Source organism: Mucilaginibacter gossypii (assembly GCF_900100945.1).
Classification (GTDB): domain Bacteria; phylum Bacteroidota; class Bacteroidia; order Sphingobacteriales; family Sphingobacteriaceae; genus Mucilaginibacter; species Mucilaginibacter gossypii.
Genome location: NZ_FNCG01000019.1, coordinates 67423 through 93746, shown reverse-complemented (window position 1 = coordinate 93746; position 26324 = coordinate 67423). Strand labels below are relative to the sequence as shown.

Genomic DNA, 26324 nt, shown 5'->3' with positions numbered 1-26324 from the left:
TATACTTCATAATTAATTGTAAAGAAATTTAGCCATTATTAGGCTTATTTTACCCATTGGGGTGAAAACTCAAATTATGGCGTGTTGTTTTGAAACAGATATAAAATATTTCGGTGCAGATAATATTTTTAAGCGCTAACCAAATCCCCGGCTTCATCAATGGATGATGGCTGCCAGGTATTCACAAAATCGGTTTTGGCTTCAAGCTCTTTGGGCAGCTTGGTAACTATAGCGTATTTGCTTTCCTTAGCATCGTTAACACCGGCAATAAAGGCCCAGTTGCCCCAATTGCTGGCCGGTGAGTAATCAATAAGCTTTTCTTCAAAATAAGCAGCACCCTGTACCCAGTCGGCTTTGAGGGTGTTTACTAAATAGCCCGCTACTACCTGCCGGTTTTGATTACTGATATAGCCTGTAGCATTAAGTTCATGGATTGCTGCATCAATAAGGGGCACTCCTGTTTCGCCGTTTTTCCATTTTTGGAGCGACAGCTCGGCGTCCGGCGCAAGGTCGGTGCCCTGAGCTTCGTCTTTAGCTTTGATAAATTTTTGGCCGTGTTTTTTAAACATGAACCTGAAGTAATCGCGCCAAAGCAATTCAAGCTTTAACAGGTTACCATTACTGCCATATTTCTGAATTTCCCAGTAAACCTGCCTCGGCGAAATACACCCTATCGAGATCCAGGGAGAAAGTTTTGAAGAGCAATCAGAGCCGTTACGCCCATTTTTTTGTTTCAGCAGCTGGTCTGCATTGGCAAAACACTTATGCATTTGCACCAAAGCCGCTGTTTCGCCCCCCTGAAAATATTCAGTAGCACGCATATCGTCAACAGGCTCGTTTAAACCTAATTGTTGCAAGGTTGGTAATTCGCCGGCATCGGTAATTTCCGGAACGCTGATATGATCGGGTTTTGGTACGCACGGACGAACATTACTGTCACGTTCCACCTTCTTTTTAAAAACCGCGAAACTATCCGGGATATCCTTAATCGGGAAAGGAAGATCTTCCTTATGATACATGGTATGACCGATGAAATGCTTGAGGTTAAGCCTCATTTTCCATAGCGCAGTTTCAACCTGCTCGGAGATATTGGTTTCCTCGTAGGCTACCTCACGGTGATGATAAACTTCATTTACCTGGTATTCCTGTGCAAGCTGCGGGATCACATCGGCAGGGTTACCAATGCGGATGATCAATTCGGCACCAAAACCCTGTAAATTTTTGCGGAGATCGGCAACGGCCTCTAAAAGGAACCTCGCCCTGAAATTCCCTGTTTTTGAAGCCCCCGTTTCGGTATGTTGAAAATAATAAGGATCGAAACAATAAACCGGCAGTATTTTATCAGCCTTGCGTACAGCTTCTAACAAAATTTCGTTATCATTTATGCGCAAGTCATTTCTAAACCAAACCAGAATAGTTCTATCACTCATAGTTAAACAGGGGTTAACTGAATAATAATAATGCAGTATGCAAATTTGCAATTTATTTGCGCTTCATGCACATTTTACCGCAAGATTATGACATCACCCAAACATTCAATTATTTTATTAAACTAAGTAAAATGCTTTAGCTATATAAAATAATTACACCTATAGGGGGATCAGCGTGTAAATATACGTAAATACAGGCAATTAAGTTATATACCTGCCCGGGCGGCTATCCCTCGTCAACAGTTAAAGATCAGTAGTTTTACTGATCGGCTTTGATCTTCGCCCTGATCACCGAATCTTTTTGGGCAGGGCTAAGCTTATAATTAAACCGGAAAAGTGCCCCCTCAAAATCACCATATGAAGGATTGGGAATAACAATATACCTTTTGCCAAATTCCGCTTGCAGCTTTTGTGTGGTAGCCGTCCTGCTTTCTTCGGGCGGGTGACTATCATACAGCAGGTCAAAATCGGGCAGGTTATCGCCGCAAAGCAGCAGGATGTTATGTGTTTTTAAAACGTTAAGACGGCGCGCTTCCTTGCTCGATGAAGTAGTTTTCAACTGCAGGTGTTCATCATCGGCATTAGGCAATCCATACAATTGCAGATTTTTAAGCGTACTTGCCCGCTCATTTTCATTACGGTTGGTAATGTAAAATATCGTGATCCCTTTTGATGCGGCGTACTTAAAAAAAGCAGGTGCGCCCGGCACGGTATCAGCAAGGGCTTTGTCTGTCCATTGTTTCCAGGTGGCATCGCTGTAATCTAAGTTCTGTAAGGCGCGATGGGCATCATAGGGGCTATTATCCAGCACCGTTTCGTCAATATCGGTAACAATGGCCAGTGGCTTATCACCGGGGTTCTTAATCCCTTCATCAACCCTGAGTTTAGCTACGTTATAGGCCTGAAAGCATAATGCTTTGTACTCCGCTGCCCGCTGCTGCCATAATGAAGCCCAGATCTTACCATCGTTGGTAATGCTGGTATTAGGATTGGCAGTTTTTTTAACAGATGAGCAGGCGCTGAATAACAACAGGCCTGATAGTAGATAGCTATAGCTTTTTTTCATATGGGTTGATTAAAAGAGTGACGGTCGAGACCTTGTCGAAGACTAATGCGAAAAAAGTACGCCGGCATGCTTTAACGAACTACCGTTTAACTAAACGGGTGTCATGCTGAAGCCCTCGAATCATGGTGAGCAAGGCCTCTGCGCACGACCCTTCGACGGGCTCAGGGTGACAGGCCCTTTTGCTTAATATTACTTCATCTTCAGAGCCGCTCGATTTAAACACTCCGTATGATAGGCATCTTATAACAGCTCCGGCTTTATTTTATCCTTAAACTCCTTGGCAAATTTATTGAGTTTTGGCTGGATAACAAACGCGCAGTACGACTTATTAGGATTATCGTTGAAATAATTCTGGTGGTAATCTTCGGCGCTGTAAAATGTACTTGCCGGGGTGATTTCGGTTACGATAGGATCGTCAAAAACCTGCTCATCGGTAAGCGTTTTGATCATCGCTTCCGAAGCCTGCTTTTGTTCATCTGTATAATAAAATATAGCCGAGCGGTATTGTGTGCCCACGTCGTTACCCTGGCGGTTAAGTGTTGTTGGGTTATGGGTTTTAAAGAAAACCAATAGCAATTCATCAAACGAGATCACGTCGGCGTCATACTCCAGGTGAATCACTTCGGCATGACCGGTAGCGCCTGTACAAACCTGCTCATAGGTTGGGTTTAAAACTTTGCCGCCCATATAACCCGAGGTTACTGATGTTACACCTTTAAGAGATTGGAAAACGGCTTCGGTGCACCAAAAGCAACCGTTGCCGAAAGTTATTTTTTGAATGTTCATATGTCCTGTTTTATCAAAAGTAATGCCTGTTTAAATAGTTAGCTATGAGGCTGATTTGAATATGTCAATTAAATTACTAAACTTAGTGTTTAACCTTATATTAAACCTATTAATTATGAAAATTGCAGTATTAATTGCCCGCGTTTTGCTGGGCCTGGTCTTCGTGGTGTTTGGGTTAAACTTCTTTTTCCAGTTTCTGCATATGGCCCAACCGCCCATGAGCGATAAGGCACAGGCTTTTAGCGGCGGGTTATTTGGTTCAGGTTATTTTTTTCAATACATGAAAGTAATTGAAATAACCAGCGGCCTGTTTTTAATTATCAACCGGTATACGGCACTGTTTGTGTTATTGCTGCTACCTATTTCGCTAAATATATTCCTGTTCCATGCCATTTTGGCACCGGCCGGTTTGCCAATTGGACTGGCGGTTATAGTTTTAGAGGTATTTTTGCTGTTTGCCTATCGCAAGTATTATGCGAGTATTTTTACGGCCACGCCAACGGTATAAGCACCCGGTGATTCTACAGGCTTTATTGGACAATATCCAATGTAACAAACAAGGTGTCCCAATTTTTTGATTCTCCATAAAAAAATTAAAAATTGCCGGCGTTTCTTTTTTTGCAAATAACAAATGTTCCATTTTTTGAGAGCGAAACGCCGGAACGCGTTAAAAATGAAACACATTGATAATCAGAAATTTAACACCCTACCCGAAACACTATTAAATATTTGATTATCAGCAAACAAGCCTTTTAGGAATATAAATTCAGCGTTTCAGATCCGGGCAAAATGCCCGGATTTTTTGTTTGTTTTTTTTCGTTTTTTTGGAGTTTTTTGAAAATACACGCTACTATGATCATTGTACTGACAGTACATTGTCAGCATTATTTTAATCTGGAATTAGTAGTAAAAGCAGCAAAATAAAAGCATAAATTGGCCTGTAAACCTTATCTTATGAACAGATACGCCGCCTTAATTATTTCCTTGGTTTTTATACTTTATTTCGATCATTCATCTGCACAAGATTGGTTAAAAACGGCTGAGGCAAAAGCAGCCAAAAGAGACACCAAAATATATCATCTTACATCCATCGATGGTAAAAATCAAACGGTGAAGATCGTTCCTGACTATGCAAACCATGTGCTTAAAATGATTTGCCTCAAAGATATTATTACAATAGATGATTTTTGGGGAGAAACTCCTGACATTAGGTTATTGAATAAAAACTTTATTGAGATTAACTATGCAGTAAGAGGCGGATCGGGAGTTGGGTTAGGAAATACTCTGATCATCTGCGTGGAGGGCCAACATCTATACAAGGCCATGCATGTTTTAAGATATCTTACCGGGGAATCCGGCGAACAACAGGAAGAATACCGCATTAAATTACATTTGGTTGGCAACAGTATTAACAACTGCAAATTAAAAGTCAGTGTACATGATTTTGTTGATTCAAAACCTCGCCCTAAAGAAAACTATGCCTATGACACTAACACAGTTTTAGCCTTCGACATGCAGCAAAATGTCTTTTACAGCGTTAAGCAAGACATATTCGATCACTTTATCACAACAAGAAACAAGACCAAACAAAAAATTGCAGGTAATTTCCCTATGATCATTTTAGGTAAGGAAACTTATTACTTTATAAATGACAGATGGTATTCCGGCAATCTTAACAAAGAAATGTTTGAGTTTCGATAAATCACATGGTCTTCTTTTGCCACGGCGGCCAGAGGCCGCCTTAATAGTTGCCACTCGCCGGAGGCGAGCGGCGGCGATTAGAGGCTTACACCATCTCCCGCTCAAAAATTTCCTGGATCATTCCTACCTGCTCTGCGTAAATGGATTTTTTGCGGGTGCCGAAGTACAAGGTGTTCTCAATTAAATTATATCCTTCCCAAAGCAGTTTGATATTGCCGCTGTCCCGCTCCTTTCTTGAAAGGAAATCAGGGATCACGGCTATGCCTTTACCATTACTCAAACAACGGATAATAGAGCCCATGTTAGGGACGATGAAATTAGGCTTAAAATCAGGTCGTTTGCCAAAGTTAATATGCCAGAAGCGCCGCAGGTGTTCCATATCGCCCGATGAGCCGTACCAGGTTTGGGCTTTAAGCCAGGTTTGAATCTGGTTTAGGTCTTTAGTTTTCAATAGTTCATTAAATTCGTCGGTTGGCGTTTGCGCCCCGGCAAGCACCACTATCCGTTCTTTAAAAAAAGGTTTATACTCAAGACCTTTATAATCGCCTTTATGAGGCGTAACAATCATATCGAGGATGCCATTGTCCAGGTCGGCAAGCATTTCGGGGTATTCGCCAAATTTGATGATCACATTAAAAGGCAATGTGGGCAGGTAGGATTCGAGCGTAAACTGAAAAGTTTCAAAGCACATGCCTATACTTATGGTAGGCACATCCTTTTCGGTGCTTTTATGAAAATGCCGTTCGGCATCCTCCAGTTTACAAATTGCCTCCAGGATATAGTTGTATAAGATCTTACCCCGCTCTGTGGATACCATTTTACGCGAGGTACGGTCGAACAATTTGTAGCCTACATAACTTTCCAATGAGCTTAGATGCAGGCTTACTCCCGGCTGCGAAATAAACAGCGCTTCGGCCGCGCCGGTTAACGAACCTGTTTCATATATCGCCTTAAAGGTGCGGAACCATTCAAAATTAACCATAGCCTATCTATTATAATTATGATACAAATGTATAAATTAAACTATTTTAATAATGAATTAAGCCGCTGTAATTTTGATGAAAATTAAAACAGAAAATAAATGACAAACATATTTGTAATAAACGGAGGGCAGATCTTCGGTCACTCCGGCGGAAGATTTAACAAAACATTATTGGATACGACCGTGCAGTATTTTACCGGTCACCCTGATTTTGAAGTTCGTTCAACCGATGTAAACCATGAGTACGACCCCATGCAAGAGGCTGAAAACTATAAATGGGCCGATGTGATTATTTACCACACCCCGGTTTGGTGGTTCCAGGTACCGCATGCCTTTAAAAAATATATCGACGAAGTTTTTACCGCCGGATATCAAAACGGCATTTACCGCAGCGATGGCCGCACCGCCGAAAACCCCGGCATTAATTACGGCACAGGGGGCTTAATGCAGGGCAAAAAATACATGCTTACCACATCATGGAATGCACCGGTTACCGCTTTCACCTTACCCGGCGAGTTTTTTAATGAACGCAGTGTTGACGAAGGCCCCCTGTTTGGCTTTCACCGCATGAACGCTTTTACCGGTATGCAGGCTTTAGAAAGTATTCACTTTTATGATGTAATGAAAAACGCTAATATTGAGGAGAACCTGCAACGCTACCAGGAACATTTAAACAAGCTATTTACCCAAAACAACCCAAGCCATGAAAATTTACTTAACAGCCTTAGTGAAGTGTAAGGCCGGCACCACTGCCCAAATGAAAGATTTTTTGGATAAGCTGGTAGCAGCATCCCGCCAGGAAGAAGCCTGCCTGCAATACGAGCTATACCAATCAACAACAGACGAAACCCAGTTTATTTTTCATGAAACCTGGGCCAGCCGGGAAGGGCTTGATCAGCATGTTAAGCAGGAGCATTTTCAGTTATTCAGTAAGCAGATTGCTGATATTATAGACGGCCCGCTTGGGATATATAAAACCGACAGGGTGCATTAAAATAGATAGTTAACAAAACGGCCCCCGGTTTCCACCGGGGGCCGTTTTGTTATTTGCCACAGGTTTTATTGCGATCGCCCGAGGCTTTGCATGATTTGCTGCAGTTGTCTAAACACGTTGGCATGGTGCATGACTTTGCGCATTTGGTGCAATGGTTCATTTTGTTATTGCAGCAAGGCGTATTAGCAAACGAAATATTAAATATGGTAAACAGCATCACAGTGGTGATGAAAAGAAACTTCTTCATGATTTTTTAAATTGAATGTTTAATAAAAAGATATACTATTGAAAACAGGCAGATGTCTTTTTATCAAGCTTTCGGAGGGTTCCAGCAGGTGTTGGCGTAATCGGATAAATTGCCTGCAAGGTCAAGCAAAGGAGCATTGCTACTAATAATAGCGGCAACAGGTCCGGCCTTGATAGGTTCAACTTTTAAAAAGCAGCAATTGTTACACGATAGCATGGTCATGCACATACCACCGTCACATCCTTTTTGACCGCCATGCTGTTTCTGCGGCATATGATCCATGTGATGACAGCAATTTTTGGTCATGTTATATATAGGCTCCGCTTTTCCCGGTATTGTGGAAATGAGCACCATAAAAATTAACATGATAAAGGCGATTGCTTTCATTGAATCTTGAAACGGAATGTTAGAGGAAATAGTATAAGATGATTTAAGTTTGATGTTGTTATAATACATAAATCCAATCGGCTACTATTCATCCTTCAACACATCAATAGGCTGCTTAGAGCTAACCAGCCATACAATCAGTTAACTGATTATCAATTTTATGTTAACCCTGCTAACCTCCAACTGCTGGCCTAAGTTAATAGCTATGGTGTTACCACCATAGGTTTAAATCTCCTATTTCAAGATTGATTTTTTTAGCGTGTGGTCGATGTTATCATCATAGCACTGTCTTTTGTAAGAAATATAAGTGGTACAATGAAAACGCCGACCATAAGCACAATGAACGCCTGTTGAATTTTTTATATTTACAAACCTTATGTCTAAAAAAATGATTCCATTAATATTTATAATCATCGGCAGCATTGTTACCGTTACTGCGGCTTTTTTTGACTATAGACAAAAACTCAACGATAAACAGGAGGAATTGGATAACGAAATAAAAAGAAATTTAGAATATCAAAATTTGCTTAGTAAAAGTAACGATATTATTCAAAAGAGCAACAAAATCATTGAGAGCCAACAAACCGTTATTGACTCTTCTAACAAAATAATTGATTTACAAAATCAATTAAGCGAGAGGAATGATAAAATCCAAGATTTACAAAGCAGTACATTAAACGAAATAACCGGAGGAAAGAGCATTCCCAAACTATTTATACTGCCTACACCAATCAATATTTTCATTAAGGTTGCTAATGATACCGATGTCCCGATTAGAAATATATCAATTCAAGTTACAAGAATTATCGACGATTATTTTACAACTGATTCTGCAGGAGTTTCAAATTCTAATAATACCGATGCTTGGAAAGACTGGATATTTGATGTTAGAGATCTTTCAGCACAGTCAGAAAGAATAGTATTTCAGCATGAGAACGAAAAGAAATATAACGATGTATCATACATATATAAGGTAAGTTGGTTGACAGGTTTCTATGAAGGCAGTTTTTCGATTAAAAGCGCGCAAAATTCAATGAGGCTATCTGATTCACACATTAATCATTTCACGAAGGGTTTGGATCTCAAGAAAACTGTTTACGTGGGTGGCGTAAATCCAGATATATACATCAATGGGATTAAGCCTTAATTGGTACATTTATTTCCCAAGAGCCCAATTTAGCCCGTGGTTGATGTTATTACCGTACCATGTCTTTTGTAAGAAATATAGAAGTGGCGCGATGAAAACACCGACCGCAAGCACTATATATAAATATTCAGGGGTGGGAGAGTTTTTTCCTTTATCGCTCAACTTAATTATGATTTAAAGGCAACTCCATACTTATTTACGGCATTCCTTCTCTTTTAACCTATTATTTATAATTTAGTGTCCAAAACACATTTAATCCCAAACGATATTATGTCATCAATGAAAACCCACCGCGCCGGGGCTTATAAGTTTGCATGCATCCTTGCCGTCCTGACGCTGGCCGCATTAAAACCTTTTGCCCAAAACCGGCAGAAACTTGATTTTGATAAAAGCTGGCGCTTTAACCTCGGCGCTGTTGAAAACGGCGAAAAAACAACGCTGAACGACAGCAAATGGCGCGTGCTCAATTTGCCGCATGACTGGAGTATTGAAGGTAAATTTTCAAAAGATAACCCGGCCACACCTGAAGGCGGCGCCCTGCCCGGCGGCATTGGCTGGTACCGCAAAACTTTTACTGTTCCGGCTACATCAAAAGGCAAGCTGGTTTATATTGATTTTGATGGCGTATATCAAAAAAGCGATGTTTGGATTAACGGCCATCACCTTGGCTTCAGGCCAAACGGGTATATCTCTTTCAGGTATGAACTTACTCCTTACTTAAATTTCGGCGGTAATAACGTTATCGCTGTTAAAGTTGATAACTCGGTGCAGCCAAATTCGCGCTGGTATTCGGGTTCGGGTATTTACCGCCATGTTTGGCTGGTTACCACCAACAAAACCGCCATTGATCATTGGGGCACCTATGTAACCACGAGCGATATCACCGGTGCCTCTGCCAAAGTAAATGTACAGGTACAACTGCATAATGACCAGGCATCGCCGCAGGTGCTCATCAGCACCAAACTTTATGACGCGGCCGGTAAACAGGTAGCCGCCGCGGGCGAAGCTACATCGGCAGCGCAAAATAAAAATGAGCCTTTAACGATAACCAATACCCTTACGGTAAAAAACCCGGTGCTTTGGTCGGTAGAGAACCCATACTTATATAAAGCCGTTACCCAGCTTATTGAAGGCAAAAAAGTAGTTGATGAATATACAACCACCGTTGGCATTCGCTATTTTAATTTTGATGCAGATAAAGGTTTCAGCCTGAACGGGAAGCCGATGAAGATTTTAGGTGTTTGTAATCACCATGACCTTGGCAGCCTTGGCGCAGCTATTAACAACCGTGCATTGGAGCGCCAGTTGCAGATGCTCAAAGCGATGGGCTGTAATGGCATCCGCACCTCGCACAACCCTCCGGCACCCGAACTGCTGGACCTTTGCGATAAAATGGGTTTTATTGTGATGGATGAAGCCTTTGATTGCTGGGAATGGAAAAAGGCTACTTACGATTATCACCTGTACTTTAAAGAATGGCATAAACGCGATCTGGAAGACCAAATCAAACGCGACCGCAATCATCCAAGCATCATGATCTGGAGTATCGGCAACGAAATCCCGCAACAGGCGGATACCAGCGCGTTACGCATTGCGCCTGAGTTGGCGGCTATTGTTCACAGCCTCGATAAAACCCGCCCGCTCACTACGGCTAATGACCGTCCGGATAGCACCAACAAAATTATAAAATCGGGTGCTATTGATTTGGTTGGTTATAACTATCACCAGTTTGATTACGCTAAGTTTCATGACCGTTACCCGGGTAAAAAGTTTATTGCTACTGAAACTACTTCGGGTTTGGAAACGCGTGGTTATTATGAAATGCCTTCGGATAGCATCAGGGTTTGGCCGCCAAGCTATGATAAACCTTTTGTAAGGGAAGGCAACAATGTTTCGGCATATGACAACACCCGACCACCCTGGGGCTCAACCCATGAAATGACCTGGAAGGTGATGAAAAAGTACGACTTCCTTTCGGGCATGTTCATCTGGACGGGCTTTGACTATCTGGGCGAACCAACTCCATATTCATGGCCATCGCGCAGCTCCTACTTCGGTATTATTGACCTGGCCGGCTTCCCTAAAGACGTATATTATATGTACCAAAGTGAGTGGACCAATAAAAATGTGCTCCACATTTTCCCGCACTGGAACTGGCAGCCTGGTAAAATGATCGACATCTGGGCATACTATAACAACGCCGATGAGGTTGAGCTTTACCTCAATGGCAAATCATTAGGCATCCAAAAGAAAACCGGCGACGACCTGCACGTAATGTGGCGGGTAAAATATGAGCCCGGCACGCTGAAAGCCATATCGCGCAAAAACGGCAAAACCGTGTTAACCCGCGAGATCCATACCGCCGGAGTTCCTGCAAAAATCGAGCTGACTGCCGACCGCTCGCAGATCAAAGCCGATGGCAAAGACCTGTCATTTATCACCGTAAAAATATTGGATAAAGACGGCAACGTTGTACCTGATGCTGATAACAAGGTAAACTTTAAGATTGCCGGCGAGGGCTCCATTGCCAGCGTTGACAACGGCGATCCGGTTAGCCATGATCCGTTTAAAGCTGATTACCGAAAATCATTTCATGGCCTTGCGCTGGCCATAGTACAGGCCAAAGAAAAAGCCGGCACGATCACTTTAACCGCTTCGGCTGATGGTTTGAAAAGTGCTACACTGGTACTGAAAAGTAAATAACATCACCCCCGCCCTCTCCTTTGGAGAGGGAGTTTGGACCTATAAAAAAACGCACCCCGTCTCCCTGTAGATGGGGTGCGTTTTTTTATAAGCCGAAGAGCCTTTAAAACGGAGGAAAAGTTTTTTGTAGAGACGCATAATTGCGTCTCCCGGCGGACAAGCCAATTCAAAAGGCTTCTGATTTCGTTCGAAATTGCATGCGGGAGACGCAATTATGCGTCTCTACATTTAAAACAATCAAAGTCAAACGGTTTCTAAGTTTCTGCCGACATTTACGCCTAATGACACTTTGATTACCAATTACAAGCCCCCGCGTAAAAATGTATCATTGTTCCCTACTTCTGTATAAATTGCCCTGTGTTTGCCCTGTTAATTTTGTGCTATCATTTAAAAACAACAAAAATGGCAAAGACAATTTTCATTACCGGCGCATCACGTGGTTTCGGTAAATTATGGGCCGAGGCATTACTGCAAAGAGGCGATAAAGTAGTAGCAACCGCTCGTAACCTGAGCGCTTTGGATGACCTGGTAAATAAATATGGCGACAATATTTTACCGCTGCAACTGGATGTTAATGATCGCGCTGCAGATTTCGCAGCCATCAACAAGGCAAAAGAACACTTCGGCAGTATTGATGTGCTGATCAACAATGCAGGTTACGGTTTATTCGGCAGCGTTGAAGAAACTACCGAGCAGGAAGCCCGCGAGCAGATGGAAACCAATTTTTTTGGACTGCTATGGTTATCACAGGCAGTGTTACCTGTAATGCGTGAACAAGGCTACGGCCATATTATCCAGCTTTCGAGCGTACTTGGCCTCGTTACTTTACCTGTGCTGGGTTTATATAACGCCTCTAAATTTGCGGTAGAAGGTTTAAGTGAAACCCTGGCCGCCGAAGTAAAAGGCTTTGGAATAAACGTTTCCCTGATTGAACCTAACGGCTTTGCAACTGATTGGGCTGGCGCTTCTGCCGCGCAAACCGTGGCAATGCCCGAATATGATGCTGTACGGGCGGCTTTCCAGGCTGGTTTAAATGACACCGATATTTTCGGTGTACCGGAAGCTACTACAGATGCTGTGCTGAAGCTGATTGACACCGAAAACCCTCCGTTGCGTTTATTCCTGGGTAAACACGCACACCCGTGGGTTAAACAAACTTATGAAGGCCGTGCTGCTGAGTGGGAAAGCTGGAGCGAGGTATCTGCCGCTGCGCACGGTAAATAATATCCTACAGTATATTAATTAATCAGACCATGCTTTAGGCTTTAAGCATTCAGCCTCTGATATAAATGGTATTATTTGATATAATCTACGCCGCAATTCGGCGTAGATTTGTTTATCTTTATTCATCATGCAGCATTTTAAAAATTTGGCCGATATGCACCGCTCCAATGGTTTCCCGATGCCGGAGAACCCACTCTTCAGCCTGTACAGGTGCACCCACACCTGTGGGTTTGGCGAAAGAGAGTTTACATCTGATTTTTACATGATCGGGTTTAAAAAACTTAAAGCAGGTCAGATCATGTATGGCCGTACAAAATATGATCACGATAACGGCAGCATGATGTTCATCAAACCCCGGCAGGTGATCCAGTTTAACAGTGTGGAGTATGATGAGGATGCGTTTATCATGTTCATTCACGAGGATTTTCTGAACGGCCACTTTCTGCATAACGAAATAAGCAAATATGCTTTTTTTGACTATGAGGCAAACGAAGCCCTGCACCTTTCGCCATCGGAAGAGCAGATTATGTGGGACCTTTATTACAAGATAGAAGCCGAATATCACAATAACACCGATGAATATAGCCGCGATATTATACTTACGCATATTGATTCTATCCTGAAATACTCGCAACGGTTTTACAAACGCCAGTTTATTAACCGTACAGAGCTTTCGGGTAAAACAGTATCAAAGTTTAATGAAGTGTTAGCGGCTTATTTTACCAACGGCTTATTGCTAAGCCAGGGACTGCCCTCTGTTAACGCGTTGGCCTCACAACTTAATTTATCACCTCGTTACCTAAGCGATATGCTTAAGCAGGAAACAGGAAAAACTGCTATTGAACTGATCCACATTTACCTTATAAACGAGGCAAAAAACCGTCTTAAAAGTGATTACCAAAACGTTTCTGAAATAGCATACGAACTTGGCTTTGAGAACCTTCCATATTTTTCACGATTGTTTAAAAAAGAAACGGGTATCAGCCCTAACCAGTTTAAAAAACAGTTGGTAAATTGATACACTAAGGCACTTACGCGGAAAAGTCCAATTTATTTATATTAAGTTTCTGTTAACAAGCCTTTCGGAATAAAACGATTTTGTAATTTTGATTACAATCGTTTTCTTATGAAACTAAAACTCATCGCCGGCATTATTCTTTTATGTGCGGCATTACAATCCTTCGCTCAAACTCCGGGAAAAATTGAACAAACAGGACAGGTACTATTGCCCAACGGCTGGAAGCTTAGTCCCGCGGGCAGGTCTTTACCGCTTGGCGATCTGCCGCTGAACATGCAGCTTTCCGTATCCGGTAAATTATTAGCTGTTACCAACAACGGCCAAAGCACCCAGTCGGTACAGCTCATCGACCCTAAAAATGAAAAACTGCTTGATGAGGTAGTAGTTAAAAAATCATGGTACGGGCTCGCTTTCAGCCGTGATGAAAAAAAACTATATGCATCAGGCGGTAATGACAACTGGATCCTGGTATTTAATATAGCCGGTAACAAATTGGGCACCCCGGATACCATCAAATTAGCACCGAATGCCTGGCCCAAAAATAAGGTTTGCCCTACCGGCATGGTAACTAACAAAAGTAACAGCCGCCTGTATTCGGTGACAAAGGAAGACAGCACTCTTTATATTATCGATCCTGATAAAAAAGACATCCTTAAACAGGTAAAACTCCCTGCTGAAGCTTACAGCTGTATTTTATCGCTCGATGAAAAAACGCTGTATATTTCGTTATGGGGCAGCGATATGCTTGGCTTTTACAACATAGCTACGCAAACACTCAGCACCATTAAAACCAGCAGCCATCCTAACGAACTGCTTTTAGATAAGAAAGGGAAATTCCTGTATGTGGCCGATGCGAACGACAATGCGGTATCCGTAGTAAATACTTCAACTCATAAAATAATAGAAACCATTTCTACAGCGCTTTATCCTACCCGCCTCACCGGTTCAACCAGCAACGGCCTGGCCTTATCGCAAAACGGGAAAACGCTTTATATAGCCAACGCGGATAATAACTGTCTTGCTGTATTTGATGTTACTATGCCGGGCAGCAGCAAAAGCAAGGGCTTTATCCCGGTAGGCTGGTACCCAACAAACGTAAAGGTATTGGGTAATAAAATCCTGGTATCAAACGGCAAAGGGTTTTCATCAATGGCCAATCCTAAAGGGCCGCAGCCTGTTAAAAAAACAGATAACAGCGGTTACAAGCAAGGGGCTATCAACAGCCGGGAGCAATACATAGGCGGTTTGTTTAAAGGCACGCTATCATTTATCAACAGCCCGTCGGATGCCGAACTGAAAACTTACACCAGGCAGGTTTATGCCAACACGCCGTTTACTGCTAAAATTGCAAAAACAGCCAAAGGCGAAGAAGGCAACCCCATTCCACGCCGCCTGGGCGAAAAGTCGCCCATTAAATATGTGTTCTATATTATTAAAGAAAACCGCACTTACGACCAGGTTTTAGGCGATATGCCGCAAGGGAACGGCGATACTTCGTTGTGCATCTTCGGTAAAAAAGTAACGCCTAACCATCACGCTATTGCCAATGAATTTGTATTGCTTGATAACTTTTACGTTGATGCGGAGGTAAGCGCCGACGGCCACAACTGGAGCATGGCTGCCTATGCTACCGATTTTGTAGAAAAAACATGGCCAACCAGTTACGGTAGCCGCGGTGGCAATTATGATTTTGAAGGAACCCGCAAAGCCGCCTATCCGCGCGATGGCTTTATATGGGATTATTGCAAACGCGCCGGTGTAAGCTATCGTACTTACGGCGAGTTTGTGAGCGATGGTAACCCCGGCAAAGCAAACTTAAAATCGCTTGAAGGGCATTTTTGTATCAAGTCGCCGGGCTTTGACCTGAATGTGAAAGATGTTAAAAGGACTGAGATCTGGGCCCATGACTTTGATTCGTTACTCACTATAAACGCGGTGCCGCATTTTAACACCGTGCGCATTTCAAACGACCATACCAGCGGGCAGCGCAAAGGCGCCATATCGCCCATCGCCGCCGTGGCCGATAATGATCTTGCCATTGGCCAGTTCATTGAGCATTTATCACATAGTTCGATCTGGAAAGAGTCGGTGGTTTTTATTTTGGAGGATGATGCCCAAAACGGCCCCGACCATATTGATGCCCACCGTTCACCGGTGTTTGTAGCCGGTCCATATGTAAAACGCAACGCTGTGATCCACGGTATGTATTCAACCTCGGGTGTTTTGCGTACTATCGAGCTTATTTTAGGATTGCCGCCGATGAGCCAGTATGATGCCGCAGCTATGCCGCTGTATGATTGCTTTACCAGCAAGCCCGACCTTACACCATATACTGCTAAGCCGGCACAGGTTGATTTGGAACAGCGCAACATAGCAGTAAACGAGAGCAGCAAACGTTCTGAGTTGTTTAATTTTGCCAAAGAGGATGCTGTGCCGGATATCGACCTGAATGAAGTGGTTTGGAAGTACGTAAAAGGAGAGGCATCTGTCATGCCTGCGCCAAAAAGGAGTGCCTTTGTAATTTTAGAACCTAAAAAAGAACAGGATGATGATTGATTTGTTAACTTCGTTGAACCGGAAGTTATCCAATTAACGAATCCTTAATATATTGGTTTAAAGCCCGGCCGTTGTTTATAAAAGCCGGGCTTTCACATTAATAATACTCCTATGATCACTCATTTAGAAAACGAGCACATTAAAGTAGCTATCGACACCAAAGGCGCTCAGCTAAGTTCATTTATTAACAAAGCAACAGGTATCGAACATATGTGGCAGGCCGATGAAAAGATTTGGCCATGGCATGCTCCCAACCTTTTCCCGATAGTAGGTGGCCTCATCAATAATGAGCTTTTGGTTAATGGCGAAAAGTATGCGATGTCGCGCCACGGCTTTGCACGTCAGTCGGAGTTTTTTTTATTGGAGTCGGATGAAACATCGGCAAGCTATTCGTTACCTAATTGCGAGAATACGCTTAAAGTTTATCCTTTTAAATTTGATTTCCAGATCCTGTATCACCTTATTGATAACGCGCTTCGGATTACCTATAAAGTGATCAACCTCGATAAAAAATCAATATATTTTTCTGTTGGCGGGCACCCGGCTTTTAACGTTCCCTTCAATAAAGGCGAGAACTATGAGGATTATTACCTGGAGTTTGAAACAGAAGAACATTTTGACACCCATCTTTTATCAAAAGATGGCTTTTTTAACGGCGTAACACATCCGGTACCAACTCCGAATAAAAAGCTTTATTTAACCCGCGATCTGTTTAATGACGATGCACTGGTTTTTAAAGATCTGAAATCGCGCATGGTAACTATTAAAAGCGATAAACATGATCAAACCTTGGCGCTTGAATTTCCTCATTTTAATTATCTTGGTTTATGGGCCAAACCGGGGGCTAATTTTGTTTGCATAGAACCATGGCTTGGCTGCGCCGATACCGAAGGCAAGCACGTTGATATTAAGGATAAAGAAGCTATCCAAAAATTAAGCGTGGGACATGTTTTTGAATCGGCCTATTTTGTTTGCTTATAACATTTGGGTTACAATAATTTTATACTTCGGTAAAACATTTTTCGCACTTTTTCTCTTTCATAGAAAGAATCACTTAAATATTAAAACTATGAAAACTAAAGTTTATTTATTAGCCCTCACCATGCTGCTGTCATTTACGGCGTTGAACACCTTTGCTGCTGATAGCCACGCGCTTACCCCGCTAAGCAAGGAAGAAATAGCAACCATGACAACCGAGCAAAAACAAGCCCGTGTTGAGGAGATCAAGGCCCGTGTAAATGAGATCAAAGCGATGGATAAATCGGAGCTTACCAAAGCTGAACGTAAGGAATTGCGTACCGAATTAAAATCAATGAAAAAAGAAGCCAATGCCCTTGGCGGCGGTGGTATTTACCTTTCAGTAGGTGCTATCATCATCATTATTTTGGTATTGATCCTGATATTATAATTTTAATCGTCTTGTATAAAAAACGCCTCCGACGAAAATCGGGGGCGTTTTCTTTATGTCCGTTCAGGACCTTTCAGAGATTTAAGTTACCCTATAAAATTAATGCTCATTTGGCTAGTACCAATTGAGTAATTAACTGAGTTGAACCCCTCTGGGGTTCAGATAAAGTAGGATGCTATTTCTACAAACATTTTCTCCCTCCGGGAAGACTTTTACGATTTAATAAACATATATTAATTGCTTATAGACAGGTGCACCAGAGGTGCAAAAGGTTTGTAGCATGAAAAATAGAAGTATCCTTTGCCCCAGAGGGGCAAAACAACACGCCTTGCTGATTAATTTTGTGAATTAACTTAAATCTCTGAAAGACCCGGATGGGACAGAAATTCCTGGAAAAAGAAAAAGCCCCTGAATATATCCAGAGGCCTTCAATATATCTTAATTGATTATTTACTATTTTTTGCTGCTGTCGGCTTTAGGAGCTGCCGGTGTAGCAGATGGCGTTAATGCCGGAGTTGATGAAGGAAGCGCGTTGCTTGGTTTTGAAGCTTTTTCAATTTGCTCACGCAGTGCAGGGTTATCATTGCTGCTTGATGAGCCGCCTTTTACAGCAACGTTAATAGCCAATGATAACACCATAAGGGTGATAGCTAACGCCCAGGTACCTTTTTCTAAAAAGTCGCCGGTTTTTTGTACACCCATTAATTGTGATGAGCTTGAAAAATTTGATGCCAAACCACCGCCTTTAGGGTTTTGGATAAGTACGATAAGCCCTAACAGAGCGCATACAATTACGGTAACAATGATTAAAACGATATACATTTCTTTATATTAATTAGTTTTCTTCTCTAACTCCTCAATTTGGCTTGCAAAGTAACGGCTTTTTTCCGGGAATTTCAACATCAATTTTTTGTAAGTTGCAATAGCTTTGTGATATAACATCTGGTCGATGTAAATTTGGGCTAATGTTTCACTTACCAGGTCATTTCTGTCTTCCGAGCTCTTCTTTGCTTTGTTCTCATTATCGAGCTTATCAATTGATGGCGGCCTGATCTGGGGCTCCTCTTTAATAAATTTCTCAATGATGATGTCTTCCTTTCTTTTTATCTCCGGCACATCGGGCTGAGGGGTTTTCTCCAGCTCCTCCAGAGATTGCGAATGGAAGATATTTTCATAATACTGATGCTGTAATGCATCGGCAGTCTGGCTATCAGATGCTACAGGTTTTTTTGGCTGTGCAACCGTTTCAATATTATAAGGCTGATAAGTTGATGCATATTCCTTACGGGTTTTATCTAACCACCACATAAAGGTATAAGGCATTTTCTCGTCGTTGTACTTTGATAAAACCTCCTGCTGTTCAGTAGCTTCAATTTCTGCCGGCTGCGGAGCCGACTCCTGCGATATCGCCTTATCATCATTCCTTGTGTCAACAACCGAGTTATCAAACAAAAAATAATCCGTGGATGCGATATTACCGATTATCCATTTTTCAGTTACATCGTCCCTTACGTCTTTAGCTTCGTCAACGGCAACCGGCGCCTCATCGGCCACCTCTGTTTTATCGTTTATCGCTGCATCGGTATTAACATTAGTAGCAACAGGTTCATTCACATTAGCCTGGCCTATACTTATATTCTCAATCCCAACAATTTCATCGTAAACCTCATCATCTATATCGTGGGTAGATGAAACTGATTCCCCGTTGGGCTCAGTTGCAACTGCTCCCGGATCAGCAACTTCCGTTATCGGTTCTGCATCTGCAATTTCAGGCTCAGGATCATCGATATTGATAAAATTGAAACTGCTTTTATCCTGATCTGTGTCTGCGGCTAAATCTTCGGGCAGTGTATCAGCCAGGTCATCAACAGCGGGACCGATATTAAAATAGTTTTCGGAGGCCGGTGTATTATTTACCGGAACACTATCAAGCAGGTTAATTACCTGTGATGAATTTACCGGAGAAAGGCCTTCGGGCTCCTGAATTAATTTATGCAGTAAAACAGGCTTGTAATAAACGGCCGCGCGCTGTATATCCTTATTGGTACCGGCATGGGCAAGCAAAGCATGCAAAATACCGCTTTGCGGGTAGGCATCAACCAGTTGCTGCAGGTTATAACCATAAAAAGAACCCGTTTCGGCCGGGTTGGCCAACAGTTCATCTAATATTTCGTATTGCCTGCTATTCAAATATTGATCCACGTGGTTGAAAATACAAATTGCCTACCAATTAGAAAAGGCTGCGTTAAAAATATCATCAATTAATTGCTTGTTAATTTGCTGTATAAGCCCCTGTTCCTGCGAAGAAATATCTCCCTTGTAATTGGCAAACTTAGTAAAACTTTGCTCAAAACTAAGCTTTTTATCCGCCGGAGTTTTCGCGGCATCAAATGAAAATTTAACACGCACGGTAATAGTAAGCCTGTTGGCATTAGCAATTGGCGCAACATTGCTCGCCGTTGCCTCGATAGAAACCGGGGCGATAGAATAACCGGTAATAGCGCCCGACATAGTTGCATCAGCCTCGCCGCGGACTAAGCTTAGGCTGGTTTGTGTACGGATCCTGTCTTTTAACGCTTCGGTAAAAGTTTGGCTTAGATTATTTACCACCAGCGGGGCATTGTTTTCAAAAAACTGCACATTGATGGTCTTCAAACCGGGCGGGATTGATTGGTTTTTGAGCGTGTAACATGATTGACATATAAGTATCAGCACACACACCGAAATAATCCCCAAAAGTTTTTTCATCAATTTTATAAGTTTAGTTCTTTTATTTTCCTGTATAACGTACGCTCAGAAATCCCCAGTTCATTAGCGGCAAGTTTGCGTTTACCCTTATGTTTTTTCAACGCCTTACGGATCAGGTCTGATTCTTTTTCAATCAGCGATAATGATTCCTCTACCTCTTCGGCATCATGTGTTATATTAAAACCGTCGATAGTGTTGCTATTACTGCTGGTGTTTGTAACGGTATTAACGGGTTGTTGTAAAGTAAATTGTGTTTCATTATTACCATGCAGCTCAATATCGCGGTAAAGTTGATTTAAGGTTTGCGGATTATTGGCATAATGCGGCGAAACCCCGCCATGCTCAATAATATCCGCCACCAGTTTTTTCAACTCTACCATATCCCGCTTCATATCAAACAATACTTTATACAGTATGTCGCGTTCAGAAAAATCCTCTTTAGGCTGATTGTCCAAACGCATCGGCAGGTTACGCGCGCCGGCCTCGTGCGGGATATAGGTAAGCAGGGTTTGGGCAGTGATGATCCTGTCGCGCTCAAGTACAGCCAATTGTTCGGCCATGTTTTTCAACTGCCTTACATTACCCGGCCACGAATAGTTGGTTAATACCTGCTGCGCTTCTTCATCAAGCTGGATGGGCGGCGTACGGTATTTGTCGGTAAAATCAGCAGTAAACTTGCGGAACAGCAGAAACACGTCTTCTTTCCTGTCGCGCAATGGCGGAATCTTCAGCGGTACCGTGTTTAAACGATAGTAAAGGTCCTCACGGAATTTGCCGTTCTTCACCGCGTCATACACATCAACATTGGTAGCCGCGATAACGCGTACGTTGGTTTTTTCTACTTTCGACGAACCTACTTTGATATATTGTCCCGATTCGAGCACCCGCAGCAAACGGGCCTGGGTACCCAGGGGCATTTCAGCAATCTCATCTAAAAATATGGTACCACCGTTTACGGTTTCAAAATAACCTTTACGCTCACCAACGGCGCCCGTGTAAGCTCCTTTTTCGTGACCAAAAAGTTCCGAATCGATTGTACCTTCAGGTATGGCGCCGCAGTTAACGGCAATAAAAGGCCCATGCTTGCGTGGGCTCATCTGATGTATGATGTGCGAAAAAACCTCTTTACCACTACCACTCTCGCCGGTAATCAATACCGAGATATCAGTAGGTGCAACCTGGTTTGCTATAGTTATAGCCCGGTTAAGCAATGGCGAATTGCCAATGATCCCGAAGCGTTGTTTTATTTCCTGTACTTCCATACCCCCCGGCCCCCTAAAGGGGGAGTTATTGTAAATGTTTATAATTCTTGTTTATCATAATCCCAACATTTTTTGTTACACCCCAAACCATCAGGATGTAACTCCCCTTTAGGGGGTTTGGGGGATAACTTTACCTATCAACGTAGCAGTTGTGCTGCGTTCAATCAATACGTTTACATATTGCCCCGGCTTGTAATTTTCACCAACCGGGAAAATCACCATCGCGTTTTGATCGCTGCGGCCACAATAGTCTTTGTCTGATTTTTTGGAGAAACCTTCTATCAGTACACGTTCTACCCGGCCAATGCGGGCCTGCATTCTGTAAAAAGAATATTCCTGTTGCTTGGCTACAATTTCGGTTAAGCGTTTTTGTTTTACCTCTTCCGGTATGTCATCGGCATAGCGTTTTGCCGCTAAGGTACCCGGCCTTTCGCTGTATTTAAACATGTAGGCAAAATCATACTTTACGTAATCCATCATGCTTACAGTATCCTTGTGCTCCTCATCTGTTTCGCTGCAAAAACCGGTGATCACATCGGTTGAAATTGCACAATCCGGAATGATACGACGGATAGCGTCGATCCTGTTGATGTACCATTCACGGTCATAAGTGCGGTTCATCAGGTCAAGAATACGGCTGTTGCCCGATTGTACCGGCAGGTGGATATAATTACAGATGTTATCGTATTTATTGATGGCATACAGCACCTCATCGGTGATATCCTTTGGATGTGAGGTTGAAAACCTAACCCTCAAATCAGGATCGATCAGTGCCACCATTTCTAACAGGTTAGCGAAGTTTACCCCTCCAACCTCCCCCAAGCGGAGGCTTTTGTCATTTTCAACGCCTGCTTCAATTTGCCCTTCTAAAGCCCTCTCCTTTGGAGAGGGTTGGGGAGAGGTCCATTTATATGAATCTACATTCTGCCCTAATAAAGTAACCTCACGATAACCTCTGTCAAACAGGTCGCGGCATTCGGCAACTATCGATAAGGGGTCGCGGCTGCGCTCGCGGCCACGGGTAAAGGGTACCACGCAAAATGAGCACATGTTGTCGCACCCGCGCATAATGGATACAAATGCATTGATACCATTGCTGTTTAAACGCACCGGGCTGATATCGGCATAAGTTTCCTCACGGGAGAGCAGCACGTTAACTGCCTTTTGACCATCATCTACCTGGTTAATGAGGTTCGGCAGATCGCGGTACGCATCCGGACCAACCACAACATCAACTAATTTTTCTTCTTCCAGGAATTTTGATTTGAGGCGTTCGGCCATACAGCCCAATACACCTACTACCAGGCCCGGATTTTTTACCTTAGCAACGGTAAACTCTTTTAAACGGTTGCGTACGCGTTGTTCGGCATTTTCGCGGATAGAACAGGTATTGATGAAAATAACATCGGCTACGCTATAGTCGGCAGTGGTTTCAAAACCGCTTTCGGCCAATATCGATGCAACTATCTCACTGTCAGAAAAATTCATGGCGCAGCCGTAGCTTTCAATATAAAGCTTGCGGCCATTATTTTTAGCTGTTTCGGCTTTTAACATTAACGCCTCACCCTGCCTGCTCTCATCATGTGTTTTATCCGGAATAAGCAAATCCATCATTTATATAAAAAATTAGTTTGCAAAAATAAACAAAATTTAAATACCTAAATGACATATTGTCAGTATTAAATAAAATCTCATTTATTTCAAAAAAAACGGGTGACACTTTCGCGTTACCCGTTTATCCTATTCAAATAAGCCGTTACTTATTGCGTTAAAGCTACAGTGGTGGTATTATTGATTTGCCAGATAGCTGCACCGGGCGTAGGGAAGCTTACACCCTTGGTGCTACCTTTAACACCATTGTCCTGGCCAAAATAGTAAAGTGGATGCCCTTTGTACACCAGTTGTGTTTGTCCGAATACGGTTATCACATCAAAGTCGGCTTTATTTAAAATAGAAGGAACACTTTGAACCGCCGTTACCGCATCGATTGGCCAATTAGCGTCATGCGCCACCACACCGGTGCTGAATTTATTTGTCTTAAACGTATCCTTGGTAAACAGGTACAAAGTACGGCCATTGGCATCTGTGATATATTGTGAATTTTCAGTACCGGCGATACTTTTGCTTGTGTATTGGTTACCATCATGCCCTATCAGTTGCGCGTAGGAAACCATAACGGTGTAATCCGGCTTGGCTATAAACCATGATTTGTCAACGCCATCACCGTTAACATCGGTAACTGCCACGTCTTTTGCATAATAATATAAAGGCCAGCCTTTATAGGTAGTTTGCTTGTTGCCGTCGGCATTGGTGATAACGCCGAAGTCGGCAGCTGCCAGGCCGGTACCTATAGATGGGTTTTCTTTATAAAAGGCAGGCCAGGCTACAGCGCATCCACCGGTACAAGTTGAAACGTTTGCGGCATCATCAGAGAACAGGTACAACGCACGGCCGTTATTATCCGTTATGATACTACCAAAAGTTGCGTTTGAGGTAAGCTGTACGCCGGTAACAGCTTTAGGTGTGGTTGGATTGTTGTCGTGATTTTTTTTGCACGATGCCGCTAATAAAGTTAGGGCGATTGAGCCTGTCAGGGCTAAGTACATTTTTGTTTTCATCGGGGGTCTTTTGATGTTAGTTATGGATATTTATAAACATAACGCCCTGAAATTCCCGAGGGTTGCTTTGCAGTTAAACAAAACCTTTATTTGAGTTAAACGCCGGCATATAATTCCGCATTAACAATGATGAATTAAGTATGAGTTTTAACAAAAAATAACTTATCCATCCGCTATGCTATAACAAAAGTTGCTACCTTGCTGTTAAGCATTAAAACACAAGTAAAAGTAACACCGGTAAATGGCACTCAATTTTTTAAAGCACCAGTGGCAAAAAAAAACGTTCAAATTTGTGCTGATACCGGTTATAGTGATATTGCTGCTGGCCGTAGTAGTAAACAGGTATTGGTCGCCCATTTTGGCCGACAAAGTAAAGGATGTAGTATTAAGCAGCAGCGACAGCCTTTACAAAGCCGATTTTTCGGACGCCGAGCTGCATATCCTGCAGGGCAAAATTATTATTTACAATATAACCCTTAAGCCCGACACAACAGTTTATAATCAAAAAAAGCGTTTACGCCTGGCCCCCAATACCCTGGTTGAGCTTAAGGTAAAACGGCTGGTGCTTAATCATGTGCATCCATTTAGCCTCTATTTTCAAAAAAAGCTTAATATTGGCCAAATCATCCTGAATGAGCCACGCCTGAATGTAAGCTACCAGCTAAACCATACCAGGGATACTGTTGTTAAAGATCGCCGTACAGCCTGGCAACGCATCTCCAAAAGCCTTAGATCGATCCATATCGGCAGCATATTGCTTAATGATGTTAACCTGAACTATGAGGATTACTCGGGCAACAAGGTGGCCATTTCCAAACTTAAAGAGCTAAACTTAAGTGCAAACGACCTGCTCATTGATTCGGCTACACAATATGATAAATCGCGCCTGCTTTATTGCAAAGATATCGTCACCGAATTAAACAATTACACCGGAGAAACACCAAGCGGCTTGTACGCTTATAAGATCAGGCATCTTAAACTCTCCACCCTTACATCACGCCTAAATATCGAAGGACTTGCTATGCAGCCTACTAAATCGGACGTTTTTTTTGATAAAAGCAAGAAAGACAGGCTGGGCTTACTGGCCGATTCTGTGCAGCTAAACAATTTTGACTACCTAAATTATCACAAATACCGCACAGTTTCTGCTTCAAGCCTAACCATGACAAATGGCAAGATAACTGCTTTCACCAATCCGGGTAAGAAACCAGATCCTATAACCGACAAGGTTAAAACGTTCCCCAATATGATGATCAGGAAATTAAACCTTGATTTAAGGATCGACACCATGAAAATCCGGCACGTTGATGTGGTTTATAACGAGTTCAATAAAAAATCTCAAAAAACAGGCACCGTTACCTTTAATAATACCAGCGGGGCTATTTATAATATTACTAACAATCCATCGGCCATAGCCAAAAACAACATTACCCTTGTTGATCTGACAACCTATTTTATGAACCGCGGCCGGCTCGATGTGCAATTGAAATTTAATTTAAGTGATGAAGATGCCGCCTTCAGTTATAAGGGCACATTAGGACCAATGGAATTTGGAAGGCTAAATCCAGCTACCATGCCTTTGGCTATGGTAAAAATGACATCGGGCAGTGTAAAAAAATTCAGCTTTGATATCCAGGCCAACAGCAAGGTATTTAAAGGCAAGGTTGATTTTTTATATAACGATTTAAAGGTGGTATTATTAAAACCAGATACTGCTAACGACCGCTTTAAAAGGAAATCGATCATGTCGATATTTGCTAACCTGTTTGTGATCAGGCGTAGTAATCCTGATGATAAGGGAAAGCTCACTTCGTCATTAGTAATATATAAGCGACCTAAAGATTCGCCTTTTTTTAAAACGGTTTGGAAAACCTTACTCACCGGAATCAAACCATGCATCGGCCTTGATGAAGAAAGCCAAAAAGCCACTAAAGACCGCATCGACGAGCACCTCAAAAACAAGGAAGAACGGTTAAAGAATAAGGCACAACGCCAAAAAAGAAAAGCAGAGCGAAAAAAGCTGATGGACCAGGGGAAGTTTTGATTT

General features: G+C 42.5%; 23 protein-coding genes. 12 read left to right on the top strand and 11 right to left on the bottom strand.

The window, feature by feature from the left end; all coding sequences use genetic code 11:
- Nucleotides 1-128: 128 nt before the first annotated feature.
- The 3 genes from BLS28_RS26040 to msrA all read right to left on the bottom strand — a co-directional run bounded on the left by BLS28_RS26040 (nt 129) and on the right by msrA (nt 3282).
- On the bottom strand, nt 129-1430 hold the full coding sequence (locus tag BLS28_RS26040) for a DASH family cryptochrome (RefSeq protein WP_091174677.1): 1302 nt from the start codon (nt 1428-1430) through the stop codon (nt 129-131).
- 259 nt (nt 1431-1689) lie between these two features.
- Entirely contained in the window at nt 1690-2496 is an 807-nt protein-coding gene (locus tag BLS28_RS26035; protein WP_091174674.1) for a 5'-nucleotidase, lipoprotein e(P4) family, read from the bottom strand.
- Between the two features lie 240 nt (nt 2497-2736).
- Nucleotides 2737-3282, bottom strand: a complete 546-nt coding sequence (gene msrA, locus BLS28_RS26030) for a peptide-methionine (S)-S-oxide reductase MsrA (protein WP_091174672.1) — start codon at nt 3280-3282, stop codon at nt 2737-2739.
- A gap of 115 nt (nt 3283-3397) precedes the next feature.
- Here msrA and BLS28_RS26025 point away from each other — a divergent pair, with 115 nt between their 5' ends.
- Nucleotides 3398-3790 carry a DoxX family membrane protein gene (locus tag BLS28_RS26025; protein ID WP_167516241.1) on the top strand — a complete coding sequence of 131 codons (393 nt, stop codon included), beginning with the start codon at nt 3398-3400 and terminating at the stop codon, nt 3788-3790.
- Between the two features lie 425 nt (nt 3791-4215).
- Entirely contained in the window at nt 4216-4983 is a 768-nt protein-coding gene (locus BLS28_RS26020; RefSeq protein WP_143020877.1) for a hypothetical protein, read from the top strand.
- 85 nt (nt 4984-5068) lie between these two features.
- Here BLS28_RS26020 and BLS28_RS26015 read toward each other — a convergent pair whose 3' ends face one another.
- Nucleotides 5069-5965 (bottom strand): LysR family transcriptional regulator, encoded by an 897-nt coding sequence (locus BLS28_RS26015; RefSeq protein ID WP_091174667.1) that lies wholly within the window; start codon nt 5963-5965, stop codon nt 5069-5071.
- A 99-nt stretch (nt 5966-6064) separates the two neighbouring features.
- Between BLS28_RS26015 and BLS28_RS26010 the strand changes: the two genes are divergently transcribed.
- The gene (locus tag BLS28_RS26010; protein ID WP_091174664.1) at nt 6065-6703 is read left to right on the top strand and encodes an NAD(P)H-dependent oxidoreductase; all 639 of its coding nucleotides are present in this window, start codon (nt 6065-6067) and stop codon (nt 6701-6703) included.
- On the top strand, nt 6669-6959 hold the full coding sequence (locus BLS28_RS26005; protein ID WP_091174662.1) for a putative quinol monooxygenase: 291 nt from the start codon (nt 6669-6671) through the stop codon (nt 6957-6959). The genes BLS28_RS26010 and BLS28_RS26005 overlap by 35 nt, the downstream gene beginning before the upstream one ends.
- A 310-nt stretch (nt 6960-7269) precedes the next feature.
- On the opposite strand, the gene BLS28_RS30640 is transcribed toward BLS28_RS26005, so the two are convergent.
- Nucleotides 7270-7512 carry a hypothetical protein gene (locus BLS28_RS30640; RefSeq protein ID WP_143020876.1) on the bottom strand — a complete coding sequence of 81 codons (243 nt, stop codon included), beginning with the start codon at nt 7510-7512 and terminating at the stop codon, nt 7270-7272.
- Between the two features lie 469 nt (nt 7513-7981).
- Here BLS28_RS30640 and BLS28_RS25990 point away from each other — a divergent pair, with 469 nt between their 5' ends.
- From BLS28_RS25990 to BLS28_RS25960, 7 genes are all read left to right on the top strand, one after another.
- On the top strand, nt 7982-8740 hold the full coding sequence (locus tag BLS28_RS25990; RefSeq protein ID WP_143020875.1) for a DUF349 domain-containing protein: 759 nt from the start codon (nt 7982-7984) through the stop codon (nt 8738-8740).
- A gap of 279 nt (nt 8741-9019) precedes the next feature.
- Nucleotides 9020-11443: a beta-galactosidase GalB gene (gene galB / locus BLS28_RS25985; protein WP_091174650.1), complete on the top strand. Its 2424-nt coding sequence runs from the start codon at nt 9020-9022 to the stop codon at nt 11441-11443.
- Nucleotides 11444-11845: 402 nt separating this feature from the next.
- Entirely contained in the window at nt 11846-12667 is an 822-nt protein-coding gene (locus tag BLS28_RS25980) for an SDR family NAD(P)-dependent oxidoreductase (RefSeq protein WP_091174648.1), read from the top strand.
- Nucleotides 12668-12794: 127 nt separating this feature from the next.
- Entirely contained in the window at nt 12795-13685 is an 891-nt protein-coding gene (locus BLS28_RS25975) for a helix-turn-helix domain-containing protein (protein ID WP_091174646.1), read from the top strand.
- A gap of 108 nt (nt 13686-13793) precedes the next feature.
- Nucleotides 13794-16241, top strand: coding sequence for a bifunctional YncE family protein/alkaline phosphatase family protein (locus BLS28_RS25970; RefSeq protein ID WP_091174643.1), 2448 nt, complete (start codon nt 13794-13796; stop codon nt 16239-16241).
- Between the two features lie 111 nt (nt 16242-16352).
- Nucleotides 16353-17222 carry an aldose 1-epimerase family protein gene (locus tag BLS28_RS25965; RefSeq protein WP_256337540.1) on the top strand — a complete coding sequence of 290 codons (870 nt, stop codon included), beginning with the start codon at nt 16353-16355 and terminating at the stop codon, nt 17220-17222.
- A gap of 88 nt (nt 17223-17310) precedes the next feature.
- Nucleotides 17311-17649 (top strand): hypothetical protein, encoded by a 339-nt coding sequence (locus BLS28_RS25960; RefSeq protein WP_090534362.1) that lies wholly within the window; start codon nt 17311-17313, stop codon nt 17647-17649.
- Nucleotides 17650-18102: 453 nt separating this feature from the next.
- Here BLS28_RS25960 and secG read toward each other — a convergent pair whose 3' ends face one another.
- The 6 genes from secG to BLS28_RS25930 all read right to left on the bottom strand — a co-directional run bounded on the left by secG (nt 18103) and on the right by BLS28_RS25930 (nt 24277).
- Nucleotides 18103-18471 carry a preprotein translocase subunit SecG gene (gene secG / locus BLS28_RS25955; RefSeq protein ID WP_091174641.1) on the bottom strand — a complete coding sequence of 123 codons (369 nt, stop codon included), beginning with the start codon at nt 18469-18471 and terminating at the stop codon, nt 18103-18105.
- A gap of 9 nt (nt 18472-18480) precedes the next feature.
- Nucleotides 18481-19851, bottom strand: a complete 1371-nt coding sequence (locus tag BLS28_RS25950; protein ID WP_143020874.1) for a hypothetical protein — start codon at nt 19849-19851, stop codon at nt 18481-18483.
- Between the two features lie 21 nt (nt 19852-19872).
- Nucleotides 19873-20397, bottom strand: coding sequence for an LptE family protein (locus BLS28_RS25945; RefSeq protein WP_091174636.1), 525 nt, complete (start codon nt 20395-20397; stop codon nt 19873-19875).
- Between the two features lie 5 nt (nt 20398-20402).
- A complete protein-coding gene (locus BLS28_RS25940) occupies nt 20403-21659 on the bottom strand; it encodes a sigma-54 interaction domain-containing protein (protein ID WP_091174634.1) in 1257 nt (418 codons plus the stop codon).
- Between the two features lie 108 nt (nt 21660-21767).
- Nucleotides 21768-23273: a MiaB/RimO family radical SAM methylthiotransferase gene (locus BLS28_RS25935; RefSeq protein ID WP_091174632.1), complete on the bottom strand. Its 1506-nt coding sequence runs from the start codon at nt 23271-23273 to the stop codon at nt 21768-21770.
- A gap of 146 nt (nt 23274-23419) precedes the next feature.
- Nucleotides 23420-24277 (bottom strand): hypothetical protein, encoded by an 858-nt coding sequence (locus tag BLS28_RS25930; RefSeq protein ID WP_091174631.1) that lies wholly within the window; start codon nt 24275-24277, stop codon nt 23420-23422.
- A 241-nt stretch (nt 24278-24518) separates the two neighbouring features.
- Between BLS28_RS25930 and BLS28_RS25925 the strand changes: the two genes are divergently transcribed.
- Complete coding sequence (locus BLS28_RS25925; RefSeq protein WP_091174628.1) at nt 24519-26321, top strand: AsmA family protein; 1803 nt, start codon at nt 24519-24521, stop codon at nt 26319-26321.
- The last annotated feature ends 3 nt before the right edge of the window (nt 26322-26324 follow it).